The sequence below is a fragment of the Rhodococcus sp. NPDC056743 genome (assembly GCF_042790355.1).
Taxonomy (GTDB): Bacteria; Actinomycetota; Actinomycetes; order Mycobacteriales; family Mycobacteriaceae; genus Rhodococcus_F.
Genome location: NZ_JBHTZI010000011.1, coordinates 142,298 through 165,809 on the forward strand (window position 1 = coordinate 142,298; position 23,512 = coordinate 165,809).

The following is a 23,512-nucleotide window of genomic DNA, read 5'->3' on the forward strand; positions in this document are numbered from 1 at the left end:
GAATATTGGGGGCAGAAGACTAGCGGGACGTGATGTCGCTAGGTCACGCGTCAGCGGGACGTGATGTCGCTATGTCACGCGTCAGCGGGACGTAATGTCTCTGTAGTCGCGCTCGGTGTAGCCGGTGTAGATCTGGCGGGGGCGGCCGATCTTCGTGGCCGGGTCCTCGTGCATTTCACGCCAGTGTGCAATCCAGCCGGGCAGACGGCCCATGGCGAAGAGCACGGTGAACATGCGGGGCGGGAAGCCCATCGCGCGGTAGATCAGACCCGTGTAGAAGTCGACGTTCGGGTACAGCTTGCGCTCGATGAAGTAGTCGTCCGTGAGGGCGGCTTCTTCGAGCTGCATGGCGATGTTGAGCAGTTCGTCGTCGCCGCCGAGCTTGCCGAGGATGTTGTGCGCGGTCTCGCGGACCAGCGCAGCGCGCGGGTCGTAGTTGCGGTAGACGCGGTGCCCGAAGCCCATGAGCTTCACGCCGTCTTCCTTGTTCTTGACCTTGCGGACGAACTCGGCTGCGGTGCTGCCGTTTGCCTTGATGTCGTCGAGCATCTCGAGCACGGCCTGGTTGGCTCCGCCGTGCAGCGGGCCCCACAGTGCGTTGATGCCGGCGGACACCGAGGTGAAGAGGTTCGCGTCGGAAGAGCCGACCATGCGCACGGTGGACGTGGAGCAGTTCTGCTCGTGGTCTGCGTGCAGGATGAGCAGCATGTCGAGTGCCTTGGCGATCTCGGGATCACCCTGGTACGGCTCAGCCGGGAAGCCGAACGTCATGCGCATGAAGTTCTCGACCAGGTTCAGCGAGTTGTCCGGGTACAGGAACGGCTGTCCGACGGACTTCTTGTACGCGTAGGCCGCGATGGTCGGCAGCTTCGCGAGAAGGCGAATGGTGGAGAGTTCCACCTGTTCCGGGTCCTCCGGGTCCAGGGAATCCTGGTAGTACGCGGAGAGCGCGTTGACTGCGGAGGAAAGCACCGGCATCGGGTGTGCGTTGCGCGGGAATCCGTCGAAGAACCGCTTGAGGTCTTCGTGGAGCAGAGTGTGGCGACGGATGCGGTCCGTGAAGGACTCGAGCTGTGCGTCGGTCGGTAGCTCACCGTAGATCAGCAGGTAGCTGACCTCGATGAAGGTGGACTTACCCGCCAACTGCTCGATGGGGTATCCGCGGTAGCGCAGGATTCCCTTCTCGCCGTCGATGTAGGTAATTGCGGAACTGGTGGATGCGGTGTTCACAAAGCCGGGGTCAAGGGTGGTGTACCCCGTATCTGCCAGCAGCTTTCCCAGTTCGATGCCGTCATTGCCCTCGGTTGCCCTGGCAATGGACATCGTGTGCTCACCACCGGGGTAAGTAAGCGTGGGCTTTGTGTCATTGTCAGCGGGCACGAAGGATCCCTCTCAAGCTCAAACCAACGAGTAACTACATACGATCAACTAGAAACTAGTCGCACCGAACACGACGCGCCCAGGGAGGGTCGCTCCACGGGGTTTTTGCCGGTCGATCAGCGTCGGGCATATGCCCCTAAACTGCAACAGGTTTCAGAGTGCCGAAGTGTTGTGCTCCGACGCGCATTCCGAGATTCACTCATGGCCGTGATCTGGACTTTCCTTCTCGCGCAACGCGTCACAGATTCAGAATCCGCGTGCAAAATGTGCCATCGAATCGAACTACGTTCGGCAAAGCGCGGCCATCGAGACTTCGCAACCGTTCGTTACAGGCTCCCACTATCTGGGATGCGGATCACACCGCACGATCCTCCGGATCACATTGCACGGATCCCCCACACACCCGACCAGGTTTCGCCCGGGCCGAGAACCAACATGTCGATTCCCGAGTTGAAAGCGTCCGGTGGGCACGTCATCGGTTCGAGTGCCAGAGCCCGACCACGATCCGGGTAACCCTTACCGTTTGCGGGATCTGCGATGAAGGCTTGAATCCAGGGGAACTCCCGCGTCGTCCACAGAGCCGTCCCCGTCCCGTCCGGCGCAAGCAACTCATGCTGAGTGCGTCCGCTACCGTCGACCACGTCCAATGCACTGAACGGTGTGTCGAGCTGCACACCTGCGAGCGGGCGCGGAGTCCGGAAATCGAAATCCGTACCCTCGACGGCCTGCGAATACGCGTTCGGCAGCATCCGCTCCGGATCGATCGGCAACCGTGTTCCCGCAGCCAGGTGTAGTGAGCACTCGTCGAGCGGGATATCACCGACTCGGATGAACGGATGTATGCCCAGCCCGAAGGGCGACGGTGTTGCACCCTTGTTCGTCGCGGTGTGGGTGACCGTCAATCCTGTTTCGTCCACCGAGTAAACGATCGACAGAACGAGCGGGTACGGCCATCCTTTGTGCAGGCCGACGTCCACCGACAGTTCGACACGATCGAAGGTGTGATCGACGAGGTTCCAATTGCGACGACGCACAAACCCATGGCTGGCGTTGTTCAGGTCCGGTTCCGTGATCTCGAGTTGATGCTCGATACCGTCGAACATGAAGTGCCCGTCCCGAATCCGATTGGGCCACGGCGCCAGTACCAACCCGGCGGACAGTGGTGGTTTCGATCCCAGTTCCCAGGTTTCGGTGAGCGCGCGTTTCCCGGACGGCCCCTCGTGATCGAGTAATCGCAAACCTGCTCCGGCTGCCGCGATTTCGGCGCGATAGCCCCCACCACGGATCTCGAAGCCGCCCTTGCCCGTGCTGTGCGGTTGCGTCATGGAATCAGTTTCCCCCACAAACCGCCCACATACTAGGACGTCAGACGGCGCGTCCCACCTTGTAAGCGGCAAATGCCGGGAACATGAGTGTCGCCACGACAACGCCGATTACCACCAGAACGCCACCACCGGCCGCCGCCACTCCCGTTCCGAAGAGGAATGCGGCGCCGCCGTGCACCACGTCGCCGATACGCGGACCGCCCGCGACAACCACGATGAACACGCCTTGAAGCCGGCCACGCATGTCGTCGGTGGCCACTTGCTGGAGCATCGTGCTGCGGAATGCGGCCGAGATCATGTCGACGGCGCCGCCGAATGCGAGGAATGCCACCGCAACCCACAGCAGAATCGCGCCGGATCCAGGACTTGCGTAGTACACCGCCGTGCCGAAGCCGACCATCGACAGTCCCCACAGGGCTATGCAGACCAGAATCGCCCGCCCCTGATATTGCACTCGCGGTAACCATCCCGAGAACACACCACCGAGAACTGCGCCCGCAGACATCGCCGCGAACAACAGGCCGAGCGCAAAGCCGCCGGTGACAGGATCACCGAACGATTCGTGCGCGATTTCCGGGAACAGCGCGCGCGACATACCGAACACCATCGCGATGATGTCGACGACAAACGACGCGAGCAGGACCTTCTGCGTGGCCAGATAGGCAAAGCCGCCGAGGACCTCGCTCAGACCGGCCCGTCGCGACGTACCTGTCGGCGGAATCGCCGGCAGCTTCCACACCGCCCACAACGTGGCGAGCAGGAGGATCGAGTCGAGCAGGTACAGCAGTTGCAGCCCGGCCGCCGGTATGAGCACGCCGGCCAGCATCGGACCCGCGATCGAACCGAATTGCACGACCGTCATGTTCAGCGAGTTCGCAGCGGGCAGCTGTCTACCCGGAATCAACCTCGGAATGATGGCCGCGCGCGTCGGCTGATTGACCGCGAAGAATGCCTGCTGCACCGAGAACAGGACGAGTACGAGCCACACGTTGTTCACACCGAGCGCCGCCTGGATCCACAGCAACACCGACGTGACACCGAGCCCGACCGTCGTGATCATCAGCAGCCGTCGTCGATCCATCACGTCGGCGAGGGCACCGCCCCACAAACCGAAAACGACCAACGGGACAAGACCGAAGATTCCCGTCAGACCGACGTACGCCGAGCTTCTGGTGATCTCGTACACCTGCTGCGGGACGGCCACAACGCTGAGCTGGGCGCCGATAACGGTGACGATGCCGGCGATCCACAGCCGGCGGTAGTCGAGATTTTCGAGCGGAGTCGTGTCCGCGAGAACCCGCCTCACGGTTGGAGACGAACTGCGGACCACTGACCGTCGACGACGGTGGTGCGGACCCGATTGTGCATACGGTTGGCGCGGCCTTGCCAGAACTCGACGGACTCCGGCCGGATCAGAATCCCGCCCCAGTGCGGCGGCACGGGAATCTCGCCGTCGACGCCGAAGCGCGCGGCCACCTCACGGAGTTGTTCGTCCAAGACTGCACGTGATTCGACGGGCTGCGACTGATGGGACGCCCACGCTCCGAGCTGCGAACCCCGCGGCCGGGTTCGCCAATACTCTTGTGTAACTTGCGGACTCACGTGCTCCACAGCTCCTCGAACGACAACCTGACGGGCAAGGGTCAGCCAGGTGAAGTTGGCCGACGCATACGGATGGGCGTCGAGTTGCCTGGCCTTGTCCGAACGGTAGTTGGTGAAGAAGAGAACGCCATCCTCGGAGAGTCCCTTGCACAACACGGTCCGCGATGTGGGGTGGCCGTGCTCGTCGACGGTGGAGAGCGTCATCGCATTCGGTTCCGGCGCATCCGCCTCGACGGCGTCCAGCAGCCACTGCCGCATCAGCGACAACCAACCGTCGGCGACCGCACTTACATCCAACTCGACGCGCATCCGATCGTGTACCGCCTCGGATTCACTGCCTGGTTGCGGGTACCCCACACGCATCGCAGCGAGTTCACTGTTCACCACCACCGGGTCCTGACGTTCCTTCGACACAGCCCAGAACGCTACTCCCGGGTACCAACCCGCCACCGACTACTCGGCACGCGCTAAAGTTTGCCGTGGCTAGACCCGATCCGAACCGCGAGCCGCACCAGCGACAGCAGCCGAATCGGGACGAGACGATTGCGCAGTACAAAACACGGTGCGTGCTCATCCCTGCGAGCACCGAGGCGCAGTCACGGAAGCTGAGGCAGTGCGACTGTAGACCTGGCGCACTCGAACGAGGAGAGTCCACGAGAATGGCAGCGAGCGCAGCAATACCGGACGATTTTGTGAGCGGACTCGAAGGCGTTGTCGCCTTCACCAGCGATATCGCCGAACCTGACAAGGACGGCGGCGCTCTGCGCTACCGCGGCGTCGACATCGAAGACCTGGTCGGCCAGAAGGTAACCTTCGGCAACGTCTGGGCACTACTCGTCGACGGTCGTTTCGGCCCCGGCCTGCCGCCGGCCGAGCCGTTCCCCCTCCCCATCCACACCGGTGACGTCCGCGTCGACGTCCAGGCCGGACTTGCGATGCTGGCACCCATCTGGGGTTACGAGCCACTCCTCGACATCGATGACGACACCGCTCGCGATCAGCTCGCCCGCGCGTCCGTCATGGCTCTGTCGTACGTCGCGCAGTCCGCTCGCGGCATCTACCAGCCGGCAGTTCCGCAGAAGCGCATCGACGAGGCCAAGACCGTCACCGAACGCTTCATGGTCCGTTGGAAGGGTGAGCCCGATCCGGCCCACGTCGAAGCAATCGACGCGTACTGGGTCTCGGCAGCCGAGCACGGCATGAACGCCTCCACCTTCACCGCCCGAGTCATCGCCTCCACCGGCGCCGACGTTGCGGCATCCCTCTCCGGCGCCATCGGCGCGATGTCCGGCCCGCTGCACGGCGGCGCACCGGCCCGCGTGCTCCCGATGATCGAAGAGACCGAGAAGACCGGCGACGCCCGCGCACTGGTCAAGGGAATCCTCGACCGCAAGGAAAAGCTCATGGGCTTCGGGCACCGCGTCTACCGCGCCGAAGATCCCCGTGCACGCGTGCTCCGCGCCACCGCCAAGCGCCTCAATGCTCCCCGCTACGAGGCTGCCGCAGCGCTCGAGCAGGCCGCACTCGCCGAACTGCGTGAGCGTCGTCCCGATCGCGCGATCGAGACCAACGTCGAGTTCTGGGCTGCCGTCATCCTGGACTTCGCCGAGGTTCCCGCGCACATGATGCCGGCCATGTTCACCTGTGGTCGCACCGCTGGTTGGTGCGCGCACATCCTCGAGCAGAAGCGCCTCGGCAAGCTGGTACGCCCGGCAGCTATCTACACCGGCCCGGCACCACGCACACCGGAATCCGTCGAAGGCTGGGACCAGATCAGCCACGCGTAAGTTTCTCCGCAGCACAGGCAACCGGCCGGGCACCTCTCAACGAGGTACCCGGCCGGTTGCACTATGTCGTCAGCGACGTCAGGAAACGCGTTCGGCCACAAGGGGAACCAACTGCTCGAGCGCAAACGGTATGGACAGCACCGAATTCGTCGAAAACGCGGCCGAGATATCCGAGTCACTGTCGAGGACGATGAAGCGTCCGTCCTTGACGGCCGGGATCTGCTGGAACAGAACGTTGTTCGTCACATCCGTGGTCGGCATGTAGATCGGCAACCCGATAACGAAGTCTGCGTCGAGCATGTCCAGGTTCTCCTCGGAGACCGGAATGAAAAAGTTCTCGGTGGGCACGGCTTGAACGCGCGGATTGTTCACGAATCCGAGTTCGGTCATGAAGTCGACTCTCGAGTCGCCGGTCACATAGGCACCCCACCCTTCGGATGTGTAGGCGATAACTGTGACCGTCTTCCCAGCGAACTCGGGATGTGCGGTCCTCGCATCCGCGTACTGCGAGTCGATCTGAGCGAGTAGGTCTTCGCCTTTCGCCGGCACACCGAGTGCAGTCGCGACCGATGTGACCTGGTCGTCAAGTGATGTGAGGTAGGCGTCACTTCCCACCGGCATACCGACTGTCGGAGCGATCTTCGCAAGTAGGTCGTTCCGACTCTTGTCCCCGGAACTCTTCGTATCGAGGATCAGGTCAGGAGCCAACGCCGCGAGCGCTTCGAAGGACGGCTCCATGGTGCCGATCAGTTCTGGTGGGTTCTGGTACAGCCCTTGTGCCCACGGTCCGACGCCGTCGCCGCCGAACGCGAGCCAGTCGCTGGCACCCACCGGCTGAGCTCCGAGCGCAAGAGCCGTCTCGGCGTCGCCCCAGCCGAGCGCCACCACCCGTTCCGGCTGGGATTCGACGGCTACCGCACCGAATTTGGTGTCGATGGTCACCGGGAACGCGCCACCGTCTGCGCCCCCTTCTGCCGTGGAGTCAGTCGTGTTCGAGGCGCACGACGTCAGAGCTATCGCGGTGACGAACAGCAAGGTTAGGGAGCGAATTTTCATGAGTGTCCTCGAGTTGTCGAATCGACCGTGGTGGCGATAGTAACCGAGCCGCAACGCTGGTGGTGGGCCTCGTTTTGCGGACCAACGGAGCGTTTCGACGCTCGTCACAGCACCTCGACCGTCCACTGCAACACCGCAGCCGTCTAAACTGACCCGGCAAAGGTTCCTCGACGTTTAGGACGCACTGACCAATGGCTGACGCTACCGCCCCGATCATCCCCGCCGATCTCAAGCCCGCTGACGGACGCTTCGGCTGCGGTCCTTCCAAGGTTCGCCCCGAGCAGCTGCAGTCCCTGGTCGACGTGGGCGCTTCGGTGTTCGGCACCAGCCACCGCCAGAAGCCGGTCAAGAACGTTGTCGCCAGCATTCGCTCCGGTCTCGCCGACCTGTTCTCCCTGCCCGAGGGCTACGAGGTTGTCCTCGGCAACGGCGGAACCACTGCGTTCTGGGATGCCGCTGCATTCGGCCTCATTCGCGAGAAGTCGCTGCACCTGACCAACGGCGAATTCAGCTCCAAGTTCGCTTCGGTCGCCAAGGCCAACCCGTTCATCGGTGACCCGATCGTCGTTTCCGCTGACCCGGGCAGCGCACCGGTGCCGGTCTCCGACCCGTCCGTCGACCTCATCGGCTGGGCACACAACGAGACCTCGACCGGTGTGTCGATCCCCGTCTCGCGTCCCGCCGGTTCGGAGAACGCCCTGATCGCAATCGACGCCACCTCCGGCGCCGGCGGACTGCCGGTCGACGTCGCCGATTCCGACGTCTACTACTTCGCTCCGCAGAAGTGCTTCGCTGCAGACGGCGGACTGTGGATCGCACTGATGAGCCCGGCCGCCCTCGAGCGCGTCGCGGAGATCAAGGATTCGGGACGCTGGACCCCCGACTTCCTGTCGCTGCCCATCGCCGTGGACAACAGCTCCAAGGATCAGACGTACAACACCCCGGCCCTGGCCACCCTGTTGCTCTTCGCCAACCAGATCGAGTGGATGAACAGCAACGGCGGCCTCGAGTGGACCACCGCTCGCACCGCGGATTCGTCCTCGCGTCTGTACAACTGGGCCGAGGCCAGCGAGTTCGCAACGCCGTTCGTCGCTGATCCGGCACACCGCTCGCAGGTTGTCGGCACCATCGATTTCAACGACGACGTCGACGCAGCACAGGTAGCAAAGATCCTGCGCGCCAACGGAATTGTCGACACCGAGCCGTACCGCAAGCTCGGCCGCAACCAGTTGCGCGTCGGCATGTTCCCGGCTATCGACCCCGAAGATGTCACCGCTCTCACCAAGAGCATCGACTGGGTTGTCTCGCAGCTCGGCTGAGCCAACTCCTGTTCTCTTGCCACGCCGTCGGCCTCGACTCCTTACGCGAGTCGCGGCCGGCGGCGTGATTGCGTTCATATCGGTACGCGAGGGCGCTGCCGGGAGTGTCCTGCCGGATTGGTCATCACAAATGAATTACAGTTGACTGCGGCGCAAAGTCGCGAGCCGGCGCGATAAGGGAGGTCAATGTGCGAGAGCTTCGAGTGATCGGACTTGAACCCGATGGATCGCATGTGGTGTGCGCCGACGCCGAAACCGGCCAGAAATTTCGACTTCCTGCCGACGACAAACTGCGCGCAGCGTGCCGGGGTGATGTAGCTCGACTCGGCCAGATCGAGATCGAAAACGAAAGTCAGCTCCGCCCCCGCGAAATCCAGGCCCGCATCCGATCCGGCGCTTCCGTCCAACAGGTCGCCAAGGAAGCCGGCATCCCGGTCAGCAAAGTCGAGCGCTACGCATACCCGGTCCTTCTCGAACGCTCCCGAGCAGCAGAAATGGCGCAGGGCGGGCACCCGATCCGCGACAACGGGCCCACGGTGCCGACGCTCGCGGAAATTGTGACTCACGCATTTCGTGCCCGCGGCCACACCATCGACGACGCGACATGGGACGCCTGGCGCGACGAAGATAATCATTGGGTTGCGCAGCTGCAATGGCAGGCCGGGCGCAGCACCAACGCCGCGCATTGGCGCTACCAGCCGGACGCGCATGGTGGAACCATCGTGGCACTCGACGACACTGCCTTTGACTTGATCGATCCGGATTTCGGCCGTCCACTGCGCGGTTTAGCGCCCGTGATCTCCGAGCGGCCCGAACTGTCACGGATCGATAACAACTTCGAATCCGACGAAGAAGTCAACGCCGAACCCGATACCCACGACGCCGTCGTAGTTGTCACCGAGATACCTCCTGTCGCGGAAATACCCCCCGTGATCGAGATTCCGGCTCGCGTAGAGACTCCGCCTCGCGTCGAGACTGCGCCGGCCGACGTAGAGGTCGACGTCGAGCCCGAACCGAAGATGGAAGAAGAAATCACAGAACCTGCCGAGGACGTCACGCCCAAGGCAGCGCCGCAACAATCGTCGACCAAGGACAAGCGTGGAAAGCCCGCGCTTCCGTCATGGGACGACGTTCTCCTCGGTGTGCGTAGCAGCGGCCGCTGACGCTCCCGCCCGGAGCGTCTCGGCGGCAAAATCACCGGCCGATTCGTCGTATTCTTCTAAGCAGCGAGGTTCAGGAGAGAGGGCGATCGGTGGCTGCACGTGTATCAACAATTTGGTTTGTCGACAACAATGACGTTCGTGCTGAACTGAGTTTGTACCCGCAACCCGACCAGGCCGCGGCACTCGCGATCGCGCAGCGACTACACCCCGGTAAAGAGTTCGAGTCTCTGGGCCCCCACCCACTGTCGATCGCCGCAACCGTACAACCCGGTTATCTCTTCATCGGCACTTACGAGAACATCAGCGTTGTCGCCAGTGCAGAGTTGAGTACGTTCCTTCCGTCGGAACTTCCTGAGTCCTGGCTACTTTCGCCGCACCGCCCGCTCACCTTCCTCGTCAGCTCGTCACCCGACCGCGCGCAGGGATCCTTTGCCGTGTGGGAAAACGGTCAGCTACGACGCTCGTTCAGCGCGCTCCCGATCGACATCGTCGAGAACATCGGCATCCCTCAAACCTGGGAGTTGCCCTACTGGTCGGGTGAACACCCCTTGCGTTATCCCCCAGGCGTATTGCCCGATCCTCAAGCACTGCCATTCCACCCCCAGCAGTTCGCCGAGGCCGCCAACGCGGAGTGGTTGGGCTTCCGTTACACGGGCACGCCGCACGAAGACGATCTCGACAAGACTCAAATCTTGTTGTGGGGCTTCAAGATTCACCAGAAATCAGAAGTACCGAAAACGACACCGCCGGCACCCAAGCCGGCGGAGCCCCCGACTGCAGCACCCCAACCGGAGAACCTCCCGGAATCTGCTTCGACACCCGCGCCGCCGGAAGAACCGGTTGCTGTTGCGCCCGAAGCTGATCCGCCGATCAACGAACCGAAGACCAACGAACCGAGGCCCCCGACACCCGAACCCGTCGCCCCTCAGCCTGTCACCCCTGAGTCCATACCACCCGAGTTCACCGACACGCTGGAAGTACCCGAAGAGCCCACCTCCGAGGTCCCAGCCCCCGCACCGAAGAAGCGCAGCCGCCTGGCGCGATACTTCGGCTTCCACTGAGCAATCAGGTGTTCACGGCAGTCAGGCGATCGCGGCTATCCACCCCAACGGAATGCCCACTACCGCACCGTAAACCACCCATCGCCAGATGGGTACGGCCCGCCACCGCCACACCGTGGGAGCCAATCCGGCCACAGCGATGACGTTGACAGCAATGGCAAGAAACACGTTGACGTGTGCCAGGCCCTCGCTGAACGCGCCCACCGCAGCGGTGGACAGCAGTGCGGCGAAGATCGACACCGCAACGCCGGTAAACCAGGGAGTTCTGGTCGGCATTACTGCCGGGTCCTGACTCGTTCATAGAAGGCCATTGCGGCGGCGGTGGCGACGTTGAGTGAATCCGTACCCGGAGCCATGGGGATTTTCGCGCGAATATCCGTCGCACGCATGGCATGTTCGGTCAGACCAGGACCCTCGGCGCCGAGCAAGAGAGCCACCTTGTCTCCCGTCATCGCTTCGGCCAGTGTCACGGCTTCGGAATTGGGCGTGAGCGAGATAAGCTGAAAACCGTTGCTGCGCAATTCTTCCAGGTCGTACGGCCACTTCTCGACATGGGCAAACGGAACTCGGAGTACGTGCCCCATGGAGACTCGGACCGAGCGACGGTAGAGCGGATCTGCGCAGCCCTTTCCGAAAAGTACGGCGTCGACTCCGAGCCCCGCGGCGTTACGGAACATCGAACCGAGATTTTCGTGATCGTTGACACCTTCGAGGATGGCAATTGTTCGCGCGTCCGCCAGGATGTCCGAGACAGCAAGGGGCGCCGGTCTGGACGCTGCGGCCAGCACTCCGCGGTTGAGATGGAAACCGACCACTTCGGCCATCACCTCCGCACTGGTTCGATAGAACGGCACGTCAACCCCGTCGAGGTCGTCTGCAAGTTCCTGCAGTCGGCGCTCGACTCCGAGGAGACTGATCGGCTCGAAACGTGAAGTCAGCAGGCGCTGAGTGACAAATACCCCCTCCGCGATGACCAAACCCTTTCCTTCGGGTAGGTCGGGTCGACGATCGGAGGAGTTGAGATCGCGAAAGTCATCCAGCCTGGAATCGGCTGGATCTGAGATATCGATGACGTGAACCACGGCTTCTATCGTGCCGTATCGGACGACGTCCTCAGTCACTGCTCCCGGCCGAGGTGATCAGTGACGCGAAATGGGCATCGAGTACTTCGGTGATCGCGGCGCGGTTCACCCTCGTCGGATTGTTGACGCCGTGCGCGGCAAGGCCGTCGACCAGTGCGTGCAGACGCATCGCTTCACTGTCGACGGAACTCCCGGGCCGAAGAAAACCCGCGTCACGCAGGGCCTCGACGAACTGCCGGAAGTGCCCGAACAGGGTTTGATCCGTCCGGTCCCTGACCACTGCCAAATCCGGTTCGGTTCGCGATGCGGCGGCGAAGGCCTCCCAGACCTGCATTTCTTCGCGGCGGTCAGGGTCGAGGGGAACAAATTGTTCGGCAAATTGGCGGATCGCCCGCCTGATGTCGGGATCGAACTCGATGTCGGCGATTCGGTTCTCGACGCGGATGGAGACCAATTCCATGGCGAAGAGCAGGAGTTCGGATTGAGTCGCGAAGAAATGCCGCAGTGAGCCCGTGGACATGCCTGCCTCGTCGGCGACGGTGCGAACACTGGCCGCGGCCATCCCGTCGCGCCTGATCACACGCCAGACGGCTTCAGCAATCTGTTCACGCCGCACTTCGGAACTGGGTCGTTTCACCACTTCACAAAACTAACACAGCTGTGCTAGTTTTCCATCACTAACACAGTCGTACTAGAAATGAGTTCCCATGATCGTCACACTCATCGTTGCCTGCGAGATCATGTTCTGGGTTTTCATCGCCGCCGGGCTGACTGCTCGTTATCTGTTCCGGAAACCCGGCATCGGCGCCGCTCTCTTGATCTGCGCTCCCCTGGTCGACGTCGTTCTTCTGGTCGCCACCGCACTCGATCTGCGCGGCGGCGGTCAGGCCAACGCCAGCCACGGACTGGCGGCCGCCTACATCGGCGTATCCGTCGTGTTCGGGCACAGCCTCATCTCGTGGGCCGACGCGCGATTCGCCTACCGATTCGCCGCTGGACCGAAACCCGTCGCACCGCCGAAATACGGGACAGCGCGGGCGATCCGAGAGTGGCGTGAATTCGGGAAAGCCGCATTGGCCTGGGCCATCGCGTGTGGGCTGCTCGGTGCCGCAATCGTCCTGGTCGACGACGCCTCGCGCACCGAAGCCCTGAGCAGTTGGATCCGTACACTCACCATGATTCTCGCTGTATGGAGTGCAATCGCCCTGAGCTACACCGTTTTTCCGAAACGAGCAAAGGTCACGGTGCGCGGTTAGCTTCCACCGCTTGCTCGGTCGCATCACAGACGACGGCCGGACGCAGGTCGAACACCGGCAGGCGTCCGCCGTCGTCCGGCATTTTCAACCGAAGCTTCAGGCCCTCGCTGCGCAGGAGGTACACGCCGGCCAGAGAGGCCGACACCAGCGAGATCGCGCCACCGATGATCAACGGTGCCCGCGGATCGACGGCGTCGGCCAACCAACCCAGCATCGGACTGCCCAGTGGGGTACCACCGAGGAAGCTGAGCATGTAGATACCCATGACCCGCCCCCGCATCTCCGACGGCACCGACATCTGCAGGATGTTCATCGCCGATGTCGTGAAGGTCAGGGTCAGTGCGCCGGTGGGAATCAGCATCAACGCCACCAGCGGGTACGTCGGCATCAAGCCGACCGCGATTTCGAAGAGACCGAACGCCGCCGCCGCGCTGAGGAACGTTCGCAATCTCGGAGCGTCCTTGCGTCTGGCGGCATACGCGGCGCCGGCCAATGTGCCGACAGCCAGGGTGGTGGAGAGCAATCCGTAGGCGTCGGCGCCGCGATCGAACGTGGTACGCGCCATCACCGCCAGGCTGATCGGAAAGTTCAATCCGAACGTCGAGACCATGAAAACCGACACCATGATGACCCGCAGGTCCTTGCGACCCCACACGTATCGGAATCCGTCGCGCACCTGCCCCTTTGCGCGCGGTGTCGGATCCGACGGGATCAATTCCTTGGCGTTCATCAGCGCCAACGCAACAAGCACACCGCCGAAGGTCGCCACGTTGAGCAGGAACACCCACCCTGTTCCGATCAGGTTGATCAGCACCCCGGAGATGGCCGGACCAATAATGCGTGCGGTGTTGAAGGTCATCGAGTTCAACGCAATTGCGTTGGACAGATGCTCTTTGCCCACCATTTCGATCGTGAACGACTGGCGCACCGGCGCATCCACCGCCGATACACAGCCAAGGGCAAATGCGATCAGATACACGTGCCACAGAGCAACAAAACCGCCGACGTCCAGGACGCCCATCACCAACGCGCACAGCGCGCTCGCCCACTGCGTGAAGATGAGAATGCGCCGCTTGTCGTACCGATCGGCAAGGACGCCACCCCACACGGACAAGAACAGCGTCGGCCCGAACTGCAATGCCATGACAATGCCGACTGCCAGCGCATTACCGTCGGACAGCGTCAGAACCAGCCAGTCCTGAGCGATGCGTTGCATCCAGGTTCCGACCAAGGACACGATCTGTCCGGACGCCCAGAGACGGTAGTTACGATTGCGGAGTGCGGCAAACATGCCGGATTCGGGGTCACGGGGCACTACCCCATCTTGCTCCTGCGGTCTTTCGCGTGAGCAACTACCTCGCCGGGAGACTGTACCGAGCGGCTATTCGGAGGCGCTGACGATCCTGGTGATGATCTCGACGGCGCCCCGAAGCGTGGCAAGATCCTCGGCGCTCAAGTCGGAGAGTTTCTCGTTCATCCAAGCCTCACGGGCGTGGGTCTCGTCGGCGAGTAGAGCCTCCCCCGCATCGGACAGAGTCACGATGATCTGACGACCGTCCGTGGGATGCGGTGAACGCTGCACCAACCCCAATTCGGCGAGGGACGCCACCACCCTGGTCATCGAAGGCGGCTGCACCTTCTCACGCGCTGCGAGCGCACCCGGGGTCATTGGTCCCTCTTGCGAGAGTGTCGCCACAGCAGACAGCTGTGTCAGGGATACCTGCGCGTCGGCCCGTCGTCCTCGCAGATGCCTGCTCAGACGCACAACCGCCAATGACAGATCACTGGCGAGCGCTCGAGTTTCGGTGGTCACGCGAGAACAATACGTCAACAACTGGCCGGTAGCCGAGGTTATCGGTTACCAGCCAGCTGCAGGTTTACGTGAGTGCGTCAGTAATCGGCCCGACGGTGAAGTACGCGACGAACAGAGCCGCCACGATCCACAGCAACGGGTGGATCTTCTTGGCCCCGCCGGTAGCCGAATGCAGGACTACCCAGGAGATGAATCCGACGCCGATGCCGTTTGCGATCGAGTAGGTGAACGGCATCACGATCATGGTCAGGAACGCGGGAAGCGCGACCGAGAACTGCGTGAAGTCGATGTCTCGAACCTGACCGATCATCAGCGCGCCGACGATGACGAGGGCCGGCGCTGCGGCTTCGATCGGCACCACCGAGTAGAGCGGTGTCAGGAACATCGCAACCAGGAACAGCAGACCCGTCACCACGTTTGCCAGACCGGTACGAGCGCCTTCGGCGATGCCGGACGCCGACTCCACGAACACCGTGTTCGACGACGCAGATGCGCCACCACCGACGATGGCACCGGCGCCTTCCACGACAAGTGCCTTACCGACGTTGGGGAGATTGCCGTCCTTGTCCGTCAGTCCGGCTTCCTTGCCGAGTCCCGTCATCGTGCCCATGGCGTCGAAGAAGTTCGCGAGAACCAGCGTGAACACGAGGAGGCTGGCCGCCAGAACACCGATACGGGTGAACGCGCCGAAGAGGCTGAATTCGCCGACCAAGCTGAGGTCGGGCATACCGCCGAACATATCCGGAATCGCGGGAACACTGAGGTTCCAGCCCTTGGGGTTGGTTCCGAGCGACGGTCCGACGTCGGCAACAGCCTCGATGATCGCGGCCAGAATGGTCGTGGCGATGATGCCGATGAGCAGCCCGCCACGAACCTTGCGCACCACGAGCACACCCATGATGAGAACACCGAAGATGAAGACCGCAGTCGGCCACGACGCGATGGAACCGTTGATGCCGAGTCCGACGGGAACCGTCGTACCGGCGGCGTCGGGAATACGACGGACAAATCCGGCGTCGACAAGGCCGATGAACGCGATGAACATGCCGATACCGGCAGCAATCGCCGACTTGAGAGCGTTGGGAATCGCGTTGAACACCGCGGTGCGGAAACCTGTGAGCGCCAACACGACGATGATGATGCCGTCGATGACCACCAGGCCCATGGCTTCCGGCCACGTGACCTGCGGGGCGATCGTGACGGCAAGCAGGCTGTTGATACCGAGGCCGGCCGCGATCGCAAACGGATAGTTCGCGATGATGCCGAACGCGATGCTCATCAGGCCCGCAACCAGCGCAGTGACCGCGGCCACCTGGTTGACCGGCAGGATGTTTCCGAGGACGTCGGTTTTTGCGACGGCGTCATCCGCCGAGAAGCTACCGAGGATCAGCGGGTTGAGTACCACGATGTACGCCATAGCGACAAACGAGACAACACCGCCGCGAACCTCCGTGGAGATCGTTGATCCGCGTTCACTGATCTTGAAATACGTATCGAGAATTTTCCCGGGTGCCGCCATCTTTTTCCCATCGCTGTCATAGGTCGCCGGTGTTCTTGCGCCGCCGTGTGCCGGCGTACGAAGGCCGGTCGCATAAGGGAGAGTAGGGCACAGGGGTACGGGTAGCGTTAATTTTGTGAACGAGACTCCCAACACAACAACCGTTATCGACCGATTGTCCGCACCGGCGCCGGCTCTCGTCGTCGGCACGCTGGCGTGGGTGATCGCCACAGCCGTGGTCCTTCTCAGCGGTGATCGATGGTCAGGAGCACTGCCCATCTGTTACGCCGGGATCGGCGTCGGATTCCTCGGCTACAGCCTGTTCTGGCTCCAACGCCGCGCTGCCCGGAAAGGGAGCCGGGGTGCGCAACAGGGAGCCGGGCTGCTCTGAGAAGTGATCAGGCCGGCTGTCGTTCGTGGCGGCGCTGTCTCAGGCGAGAGGTTCCCAGGATCCACACGCCCGCCCAGATGACACCCAACGCCCACCCCGCCACGACGTCCGTCATCCAATGCGCCGCCAGATAGACGCGGGAGAACCCGACAGCGACGGTGTACAGGGCAAGCGAAGCGAGCATGGTGACCCGAACGAGCGGCGGCAACGCCAACCGAACGATCACAGCAGCCACCGCCGTTGCAAGGATTGCCGTCATCATCGCGTGTCCGGACGGAAAAGAGTACGAGTCGATCTCGATCAGGCGCTCGGGGACCGGCGGACGGGTTCGCGTGAAAACACGCTTCAACCCGCTCATCACCAGCAGTCCGGTGAGCATCGAGCCCGCCACCAGGAGCGCGTCGATGCGCCGACCGCGCATCAACAGCGTAATCGTCAGGACCGTCGAGATGATCCACGCGGCCAACGTTCCGCCGCTGTCGGTGATGACGGCCACCACGTCGACCAGCCACGGCGTCCGTTGGTCGACGGCACTGTCGAGCACCCACTGATCGAACGACACAACGTTCCTCCCCTACTGAACTGCCCACACGCGCATCACGTGATGGACACCGTCACCGTCGACCCACCACGGCACGATCACTGTGGACTCCACTGCGCCGGTCAATCGGACTGACAGTTCGTGATGAATCACTACCTCGCCGCCCGGCACCTCGCGACCCAGTGCCGCAAACATCAGGACCGCGTGCGGCTGCGCCGCCCACGAACTTCGCACGCCGGTGCTGGCGACCTGACCGCTGACAACCGACGACGCCGTCGCGACATCGAGCAAATCCGCCAACGCTTCAGCAGTCTCGAAGCTACCCAGAACAATTCGGTGTGTCGGTAGCGCCGGACCGAGCCACGGACGATCGAGAACCACGGCGTCACCGGGGTCTACGAGCTCTCCGGACAGCCCGCGAACGAAGCTCGGCAAGCTCAATTCGTCCAGATCGAGGATCCGCCGCCGGGAAGCATCGGCCAGCAAGTGGTGCGTCCGGGCAATGACGGCCGGCGCGGGCATGCGCAGTGGATCGGCAAGCCGATCGAGCAGCAGTTGAGCCAGTTCCGGATCGTCGACGGTATCGGACGCCAACACACCACTGAGATGCTCAGCTCCAGGGTGGTCGGCAACATCGAGAAGATCCTCGAACGTGCGATCGTGTGGTGCGCGCAGCAAACCCAGTATCTCGCCGCCCAATTCGGCGCGCGAGCGCAGCCACCACGCCGTGTAGCCGCGACGGTCTTCGAGCAGGGCGCGCGTTGCGGGTGACTCCAGCAACAGGGTCAGTGCATCTGCCCATCGGTTCTCGTCGACCAGGTCGAGGTCTCGAACCGCCTCGATGTACTCGGGGTCCTCCCCCAACGTATCCCACCACTGATCCTCGGAATCGAGGTCGTGATCGGGACCGGACGGCAACTCCTCGCGAAAGACGGTGAAACCCCAGCCGACACCGACGACACGTAGAGCCTGCTCCCCCACCTGTTCGACGAAGCTCGACTGCACTGTGCCAAAAGGTGAGTCGTCGACCAGAACCGTCGCCAGCGGTGCGCCGGGCAGGAGCAACTGATCTGCCGAACACAGCTCTCCGTCCGAATCCGGCAACAACACCTCTCCGATCCAGGACGGCGCGGCACCGGGCGCGACATGTGCGGCGAGAGCCAGAACCGTCGACGCTAATTCCGTTGCAACGGAATCATCCTGGTCGGCAGCATCCTCGATCAATGCTCGCAGCGCCGGGTCGGACAGCAGATCCGTCGCTGTGGCGCTCGTTGCACCCAAACGCGAGAGAAGGGGGTGCGACGCCTGCGGGTGTACCAGCCGGGTCCAGGGCACCGGCGGCACCGAATCGCCCAGTTCGGTACCGAGAACCACCGTTCGCGGGCCGGTCACAATTCGCCCGTCCGACAGCGGAACTGGCAGCGTACCAAGCTCTTCCACTGCAAGAGCGTCGACGACCAACGGTTCGAGCGCCGCATACAGCTTGTACCACCACGACGGCTCCTGATCGAGCCCGCTGAGCAATTCCGCGATGCGTGCCAACCCGATCCGGTGTGTCGACACCGCCGCCAAAGCCCGCTCATGGCGAGGCCCGGACAGCTCGGGAACGACCAATCCGCCGATGACGTCCGTCAGCAATTCCGACAAATCGTCGGTGAGCCCGGGAACAACCGAAGCCCGCTGCGGCGCCCGGTCAGGTTCCCCCACAACCGGAAGCCAGGGATTTTCCTGCAATTCCTTCAGAAGCGCTTCCCGCAGAAGCGAATCCACCTCGCTGCGCGCAAAAGCCGGAACGGGCACAAGCGCCGTGCGCTGATCTGCCGGCAACGCACCGACAAAATCCGCATAGCCTTCCGCCAGCGCGGCAATCGACGCGCCGGGCAGTATCCGTCGCCGATCCGGCTGCATCGCAATGTCTGCGACTACCAGCGCCGGGACGGACAATTCCTCGTCGGATCGCGTCGGCGCCCGCAGTACGTCTTCGGCGATCGGCGTGACCACTCCGTTTTTCACCGGAACAATCCAGCGGGCCCTGGCGCCCTGGTACTGCCACCACACCGCCCCGCCGATCGAGATTTCGGTCAGCCCGGAGTCCAGCAGACGTTCGGTTCGCTCAAAGCTTTTGTTGCCCAGACGAATCGAGGTCAATCCAGGAAGCTCGAGCAGCAGATCCACGGCTTCACGTGCCATCCGCGACAGCAGTGTGGCGCCGTCGACATCGTCGCGGAGTGTGAGCACCACCTCGGAATCGGCGCCGCCACTCGGCGGCACTTCCGACGGCCACACCAGGCGCAGGACCGGCACTCCCGAATCAGGAACATTCAGGCCGACCTTCTCGATCTCGGCACGAGTTTCCTTGGCGGAGAACCGAATCGAACCTGTCGTCGAGCGCAGTTCGAGCTCGTCACTGACCGAACGGACGGCGGAGAAACCAACGCCGTAGCGCCCGACAACCCCGTTCGCGGAGTCGATCTTTCCTGAAGCACGAAGAGCGGTCAGGGCATGAACACCGTCCTCGTCGAGCGGCCTGCCGGTGTTGGCGACGGTCAGCACCGAACCGTCGAGATCAACCCACAAAGAACCGGGCACACCTGCCCGCAGGGCGGCGTCGGCAGCGTTCTGCGCCAGCTCTGTGAGCAGCCTGTCGCGGTAACCCGCTGCAGCCAAATCCGATTCGGTGGCGGCGTCCTCACGCAGACGCGTCGGCGATTCCGCCCACGCGCGCAGCGTGGCTTCGCGGAGCGCGCCGGTCCCGAAGGGATCCCCTACTCGGTGGATACCGAGCCCGAATCTTCAGTGCCCGCGCCGGGCGCTGCAGACGTGGTCGACATCTCGACAGCTCCGTCGTCGTAGGCGTCGAACGCCGGAGAACCCGCGCCGAGTGGAAGGCTGGTGTCGGAATGCGCGCCACAGCCGTAGCTCGCGTGTACGACCCGGCCGTCAGCGGACAGTTCGTTGCCGCACACGCCGAAAGCTGCGTGCAACGAACCTGCCAGCGGAAGATAGAAACCGCACAGCCCACAGGTCGACGGCGCGGCCTTCGCCATGTCGGATTCGGGTCCGAAATCTCCCTCGAACCATCGCGTCGCCGCGTCGAGACGGCCCTCGAGGCTCATGACCTTCTTGCGTCCTAAACCCAGTTCCAAGGCGACGTCGTCGACCTCCGGGTCGCCGTTGGCGACATATCCGGGAACCAGACGCGGATCCTGCGCCGGCGGAGCCAGGAGATCGCCTGGCGACAGGTCTCCGGGACGAATCCGCTGATCCCACGGAAGCCACTCGGGCGCAACCAGCGCGTCGGGGCCGGGCAGCAACGCCAGTTCACTGATCGTGGCGCGGGTATCGTCTGGACCTGCGGCGACAACAACGGCCCACTGCCATCCACGGTAGCCGGGAAGGTCTGCTGCAAAACGATGGGTAGCGGCGAATTCATCCTCCGACGTGACGCCGAGGTATGCACCGACTCCGCCTTCGCGCAGCTCGACTACAGCTGCTCGGGCAAGATCGACGGCATCGGCCAGTACGGGGCGCGGCACTGCACGCTCAGGAGAAGTAGCAACACTCACTCCTCCAGTTTGCCGCACCACCACAAGTACGCAACGCACAGGGCTGCGATGCTGGACGGATGAGTAGGTCACGCGCCGGTTTCGTCAGCATCGCCTCGACGCTCACAGTGATCGCGTTGGGCGTTGCCGGGTGCTCGACAACTGATGAGGGAACAGTCGATCCGAGTGCCGACAACTCCCCGGGGCAGCTCTCCGTCGAAGTGATCGAGGTCTACGACCACGACGGCGGGGCTTTCACCCAGGGCCTCGAGATCGACGGCGAGCGGCTGTACGAGAGCACCGGGCGTGTCGGCGAATCCTGGGTGCGCTCGACGCAATTCGACGGCGCCCCGGTCTCCGGACCCGAGATAGCCCGCGCCGAGTTGGCACCTCCACTGTTCGGTGAGGGCATCACCGTCATCGGTGACGTGCTGTGGCAACTGACGTGGAAGAACGGCGTCGCAATTGCCCGCGACAAGGACACTCTCACCGAGCAGGGCCGGTTTCCGCTCACAACCGAGGGCTGGGGAATCTGCGCACTCGAGAATCGCTTGGTCACCAGCGACGGCACGTCGACGCTGATGTTCCGCGATCCGGACACCTTTGCAGTCACCGATTCGGTCGTGGTCACTCGCGGCGGCCAACCGGTCGGAGATCTGAACGAACTGGAATGCGCCGACGACGGAACCATCTACGCCAACGTCTGGCAGACCGACACAATCGTGGCGATCGACCCAGCCGACGGGCAGGTGAGCAGCGTGATCGATGCTTCGCTGCTGCGCAACCGACTCGATACCGGTGGGGCCGCCACACCAGTCGACGTCCTCAACGGAATCGCCCAGATACCCGGAACGGACCGTTTTCTCCTCACCGGAAAATACTGGCCGCAGATCTTCGAAGTCCGATTTGTGGAGTGATTTCGAAATGTCGCCTCGACACGTCAGGGGTGCGCGTGGTCGCAGATCGCGGACTAGGACAGAATTGAGTGGTGACCGGACCGCGCGAGCCCTACGACCCCGATACTCGGCGAATTCCCGACGAATCCGCAGGGCAGACTTTGCATCCCGGTTACGACAATTACCCACCGGCGGCGCGGTCGTCTGCGCGTCGTGCGCCGCTGCCGCCGCTTCACCCGATCCCCGGCTCCCGTGACGCCACAGGCGATGCCGGGCAGAACGCTGATACCGGCCCTAACGCTGATCCGAGGAACTCGGGTTCGAAAGGCAGTTCCGACGCACCCAAAGCCCCACCGATGCCTCGCAAGCTCACGGTCACGCGAGTCGCCGCGATGCGCAGTCGCGAACTGACGAACAAGGGCATCGCGACGTTCCAGCGCGCCGCCAAAGCCGACGGCGCGGACAAGTCTGGTCTCACCGCGTTGACCTACGCGGTGATGACCAACAACGCGACCGACGCGGCTCTCGCGGTTGCCTTGGCCAATACCCTGTTCTTTTCCGCTGCCACCGGCGAGGACAAAACGAAGGTCGCACTTTATCTCCTGATCACCATCGCTCCGTTTGCGGTCATCGCTCCGCTCATCGGACCGATGCTCGACCGATTACAACGGGGCCGCCGAATCGCGCTGGCCGCGTCGTTCGGACTTCGGACCGTGCTGGCGCTGATCCTGGTGTTCAACTTCGACAGTTGGATTCTGTATCCGGCGGCGCTCGGCATGATGGTGCTCAGTAAATCGTTCTCGGTACTCAAGAGCGCGGTGACTCCACGGGTGCTTCCACCGGAAATAGACCTGGTCAGGGTCAATTCTCGGCTCACCGTATTCGGGTTGATCGGTGGAACCATCGGTGCCGGCGCTGTGGCAGGCGCACTCGCACTCGCTTTCAAATCGCCGGGTGCCCTCTGGTTCGCGGTCGTGGTGACGGTGTTCGGCGCCTACCTGAGCATGCGCATCCCGTCGTGGGTCGAGGTGACCGAAGGTGAGGTTCCCGCCACCATCACCTATCACCCGGACGAGAAACACGAGGCAGGTGGCGGGCGCGCTCCCGAAATCAAGAGCGCCAAGGTCCGCCAGCCGCTCGGACGCGCGGTCATCATCGGTTTGTGGGGCAACGGCACCATTCGCGTTCTCACCGGCTTCCTCACGCTGTACATAGCGTTTGTCGCCAAATCGAAAACGGACCACGAGCCCTTGCAGCAGGCGATGATGCTCGGACTGGTCGGTGCCGCCGCCGGGCTGGGCAACTTCGGTGGCAACGCTGCGGGCGCGCGACTCAAACTGGGGCGACCAGCTCTTGTCGTCCTTCGCTGTACAGCATCGGTCTGGATCATCGCCGTCATCGCGGCGTTCACCGACAATTTGATGACGGCCGCGCTGGCCACGCTGATCGCGTCCGCGGCGAGCGCCTTGGCCAAGGTCTCCCTGGACGCCTCGTTGCAGCATGACCTGCCCGAGGAATCGATCGCGTCCGGTTTCGGTAGATCCGAAACCGTGCTCCAGCTCAGTTGGGTACTGGGCGGGGCGTTGGGCGTTCTGCTGCCTACTGAATACTGGATCGGGTTCACTGTTGTCTCGGTGTTCTTGACGATCGGTCTCCTGCAGACGTTCCTGAGTTACCGGGGCAGCTCACTTCTGCCCGGGCTCGGTGGCAAGCGGCCTGATCTGGCCGAGCAAGAAGTGACCGAAGTGATCTACACCGGCAAATCCGATCGAGGACAAGGAAGTAATCCGCAGTGAT

22 protein-coding genes are annotated in these 23,512 nt (G+C 63.1%); 8 read left to right on the forward strand and 14 right to left on the reverse strand.

Translation table 11 applies throughout. The features are described from left to right. Window positions 1–81: 81 nt before the first annotated feature. From ACFRFQ_RS24995 to pdxH, 4 genes are all read right to left on the reverse strand, one after another. Window positions 82–1,380: a citrate synthase gene (locus ACFRFQ_RS24995; protein ID WP_138872223.1), complete on the reverse strand. Its 1,299-nt coding sequence runs from the start codon at window positions 1,378–1,380 to the stop codon at window positions 82–84. Window positions 1,381–1,757: 377 nt separating this feature from the next. Further along, window positions 1,758–2,705, reverse strand: coding sequence for an aldose 1-epimerase family protein (locus tag ACFRFQ_RS25000; protein WP_378663714.1), 948 nt, complete (start codon window positions 2,703–2,705; stop codon window positions 1,758–1,760). A gap of 40 nt (window positions 2,706–2,745) precedes the next feature. Then, window positions 2,746–4,011, reverse strand: a complete 1,266-nt coding sequence (locus ACFRFQ_RS25005; protein WP_378663716.1) for an MFS transporter — start codon at window positions 4,009–4,011, stop codon at window positions 2,746–2,748. Continuing rightward, on the reverse strand, window positions 4,008–4,721 hold the full coding sequence (gene pdxH / locus ACFRFQ_RS25010; RefSeq protein WP_378663719.1) for a pyridoxamine 5'-phosphate oxidase: 714 nt from the start codon (window positions 4,719–4,721) through the stop codon (window positions 4,008–4,010). Before pdxH ends, ACFRFQ_RS25005 begins: the two co-directional genes overlap by 4 nt. A 245-nt stretch (window positions 4,722–4,966) precedes the next feature. Here pdxH and ACFRFQ_RS25015 point away from each other — a divergent pair, with 245 nt between their 5' ends. Next, window positions 4,967–6,094 carry a citrate synthase 2 gene (locus tag ACFRFQ_RS25015; protein WP_138872219.1) on the forward strand — a complete coding sequence of 376 codons (1,128 nt, stop codon included), beginning with the start codon at window positions 4,967–4,969 and terminating at the stop codon, window positions 6,092–6,094. Window positions 6,095–6,172: 78 nt separating this feature from the next. Here ACFRFQ_RS25015 and ACFRFQ_RS25020 read toward each other — a convergent pair whose 3' ends face one another. Continuing rightward, entirely contained in the window at window positions 6,173–7,150 is a 978-nt protein-coding gene (locus tag ACFRFQ_RS25020; RefSeq protein WP_378663723.1) for an iron-siderophore ABC transporter substrate-binding protein, read from the reverse strand. A 191-nt stretch (window positions 7,151–7,341) separates the two neighbouring features. Here ACFRFQ_RS25020 and serC point away from each other — a divergent pair, with 191 nt between their 5' ends. From serC to ACFRFQ_RS25035, 3 genes are all read left to right on the forward strand, one after another. Next, complete coding sequence (serC, locus tag ACFRFQ_RS25025; RefSeq protein WP_378663725.1) at window positions 7,342–8,469, forward strand: phosphoserine transaminase; 1,128 nt, start codon at window positions 7,342–7,344, stop codon at window positions 8,467–8,469. Window positions 8,470–8,657: 188 nt separating this feature from the next. Further along, on the forward strand, window positions 8,658–9,632 hold the full coding sequence (sepH, locus tag ACFRFQ_RS25030) for a septation protein SepH (protein WP_378663727.1): 975 nt from the start codon (window positions 8,658–8,660) through the stop codon (window positions 9,630–9,632). 89 nt (window positions 9,633–9,721) lie between these two features. Next, window positions 9,722–10,693, forward strand: coding sequence for a DUF6928 family protein (locus ACFRFQ_RS25035; protein ID WP_378663730.1), 972 nt, complete (start codon window positions 9,722–9,724; stop codon window positions 10,691–10,693). 21 nt (window positions 10,694–10,714) lie between these two features. Here the strand turns inward: ACFRFQ_RS25035 and ACFRFQ_RS25040 are convergent, their stop codons facing one another. From ACFRFQ_RS25040 to ACFRFQ_RS25050, 3 genes are read right to left on the reverse strand one after another with little or no spacing between them, the layout of a single operon-like run. Further along, the gene (locus ACFRFQ_RS25040; protein ID WP_378663733.1) at window positions 10,715–10,969 is read right to left on the reverse strand and encodes a DUF2537 domain-containing protein; all 255 of its coding nucleotides are present in this window, start codon (window positions 10,967–10,969) and stop codon (window positions 10,715–10,717) included. After that, window positions 10,969–11,775, reverse strand: coding sequence for a TrmH family RNA methyltransferase (locus ACFRFQ_RS25045; protein ID WP_378664164.1), 807 nt, complete (start codon window positions 11,773–11,775; stop codon window positions 10,969–10,971). Before ACFRFQ_RS25045 ends, ACFRFQ_RS25040 begins: the two co-directional genes overlap by 1 nt. A 31-nt stretch (window positions 11,776–11,806) precedes the next feature. Then, window positions 11,807–12,415 (reverse strand): TetR/AcrR family transcriptional regulator, encoded by a 609-nt coding sequence (locus tag ACFRFQ_RS25050; RefSeq protein ID WP_378663736.1) that lies wholly within the window; start codon window positions 12,413–12,415, stop codon window positions 11,807–11,809. Window positions 12,416–12,482: 67 nt separating this feature from the next. Here ACFRFQ_RS25050 and ACFRFQ_RS25055 point away from each other — a divergent pair, with 67 nt between their 5' ends. Beyond that, window positions 12,483–13,031: a hypothetical protein gene (locus ACFRFQ_RS25055; RefSeq protein ID WP_378663739.1), complete on the forward strand. Its 549-nt coding sequence runs from the start codon at window positions 12,483–12,485 to the stop codon at window positions 13,029–13,031. Here the strand turns inward: ACFRFQ_RS25055 and ACFRFQ_RS25060 are convergent. The 3 genes from ACFRFQ_RS25060 to ACFRFQ_RS25070 all read right to left on the reverse strand — a co-directional run bounded on the left by ACFRFQ_RS25060 (window position 13,015) and on the right by ACFRFQ_RS25070 (window position 16,363). After that, window positions 13,015–14,322 (reverse strand): MFS transporter, encoded by a 1,308-nt coding sequence (locus ACFRFQ_RS25060; protein WP_378664167.1) that lies wholly within the window; start codon window positions 14,320–14,322, stop codon window positions 13,015–13,017. The two genes, ACFRFQ_RS25055 and ACFRFQ_RS25060, sit on opposite strands and share 17 nt — an antisense overlap. A gap of 90 nt (window positions 14,323–14,412) precedes the next feature. Beyond that, window positions 14,413–14,844: a MarR family winged helix-turn-helix transcriptional regulator gene (locus ACFRFQ_RS25065; protein WP_378663742.1), complete on the reverse strand. Its 432-nt coding sequence runs from the start codon at window positions 14,842–14,844 to the stop codon at window positions 14,413–14,415. 64 nt (window positions 14,845–14,908) lie between these two features. Next, window positions 14,909–16,363 carry an NCS2 family permease gene (locus ACFRFQ_RS25070; RefSeq protein WP_138872212.1) on the reverse strand — a complete coding sequence of 485 codons (1,455 nt, stop codon included), beginning with the start codon at window positions 16,361–16,363 and terminating at the stop codon, window positions 14,909–14,911. A gap of 115 nt (window positions 16,364–16,478) precedes the next feature. Between ACFRFQ_RS25070 and ACFRFQ_RS25075 the strand changes: the two genes are divergently transcribed. Continuing rightward, a complete protein-coding gene (locus ACFRFQ_RS25075) occupies window positions 16,479–16,733 on the forward strand; it encodes a DUF2530 domain-containing protein (protein WP_378663746.1) in 255 nt (84 codons plus the stop codon). Window positions 16,734–16,740: 7 nt separating this feature from the next. On the opposite strand, the gene ACFRFQ_RS25080 is transcribed toward ACFRFQ_RS25075, so the two are convergent. The 3 genes from ACFRFQ_RS25080 to ACFRFQ_RS25090 form a co-directional block, all read right to left on the reverse strand. Next, on the reverse strand, window positions 16,741–17,295 hold the full coding sequence (locus ACFRFQ_RS25080; protein ID WP_378663749.1) for a phosphatase PAP2 family protein: 555 nt from the start codon (window positions 17,293–17,295) through the stop codon (window positions 16,741–16,743). A 12-nt stretch (window positions 17,296–17,307) separates the two neighbouring features. Next, window positions 17,308–19,971 (reverse strand): sacsin N-terminal ATP-binding-like domain-containing protein, encoded by a 2,664-nt coding sequence (locus tag ACFRFQ_RS25085; RefSeq protein WP_378664170.1) that lies wholly within the window; start codon window positions 19,969–19,971, stop codon window positions 17,308–17,310. A 68-nt stretch (window positions 19,972–20,039) separates the two neighbouring features. Next, on the reverse strand, window positions 20,040–20,861 hold the full coding sequence (locus ACFRFQ_RS25090) for a DUF3027 domain-containing protein (protein ID WP_378663751.1): 822 nt from the start codon (window positions 20,859–20,861) through the stop codon (window positions 20,040–20,042). Window positions 20,862–20,899: 38 nt separating this feature from the next. Here ACFRFQ_RS25090 and ACFRFQ_RS25095 point away from each other — a divergent pair, with 38 nt between their 5' ends. Together ACFRFQ_RS25095 and ACFRFQ_RS25100 are read left to right on the forward strand one after the other, a co-directional pair. Then, window positions 20,900–21,736, forward strand: a complete 837-nt coding sequence (locus ACFRFQ_RS25095; protein ID WP_378663753.1) for a glutaminyl-peptide cyclotransferase — start codon at window positions 20,900–20,902, stop codon at window positions 21,734–21,736. 71 nt (window positions 21,737–21,807) lie between these two features. Next, the gene (locus tag ACFRFQ_RS25100; RefSeq protein WP_378663756.1) at window positions 21,808–23,511 is read left to right on the forward strand and encodes an MFS transporter; all 1,704 of its coding nucleotides are present in this window, start codon (window positions 21,808–21,810) and stop codon (window positions 23,509–23,511) included. Window position 23,512 lies beyond the last annotated feature (1 nt).

Excerpts from the sequence above, each read along its gene's own strand:
- ACFRFQ_RS25070 (WP_138872212.1), bottom strand. The coding sequence starts at position 16,363 with ATGGCGGCACCCGGGAAAATTCTCGATACGTATTTCAAGATCAGTGAA.
- ACFRFQ_RS25015 (WP_138872219.1), top strand. The coding sequence starts at position 4,967 with ATGGCAGCGAGCGCAGCAATACCGGACGATTTTGTGAGCGGACTCGAA.
- ACFRFQ_RS25000 (WP_378663714.1), bottom strand. The coding sequence starts at position 2,705 with ATGACGCAACCGCACAGCACGGGCAAGGGCGGCTTCGAGATCCGTGGT.
- ACFRFQ_RS25040 (WP_378663733.1), bottom strand. The coding sequence starts at position 10,969 with ATGCCGACCAGAACTCCCTGGTTTACCGGCGTTGCGGTGTCGATCTTC.
- ACFRFQ_RS25055 (WP_378663739.1), top strand. The coding sequence starts at position 12,483 with ATGATCGTCACACTCATCGTTGCCTGCGAGATCATGTTCTGGGTTTTC.
- ACFRFQ_RS25060 (WP_378664167.1), bottom strand. The coding sequence starts at position 14,322 with ATGTTTGCCGCACTCCGCAATCGTAACTACCGTCTCTGGGCGTCCGGA.
- ACFRFQ_RS25095 (WP_378663753.1), top strand. The coding sequence starts at position 20,900 with ATGAGTAGGTCACGCGCCGGTTTCGTCAGCATCGCCTCGACGCTCACA.
- serC (WP_378663725.1), top strand. The coding sequence starts at position 7,342 with ATGGCTGACGCTACCGCCCCGATCATCCCCGCCGATCTCAAGCCCGCT.
- ACFRFQ_RS25020 (WP_378663723.1), bottom strand. The coding sequence starts at position 7,150 with ATGAAAATTCGCTCCCTAACCTTGCTGTTCGTCACCGCGATAGCTCTG.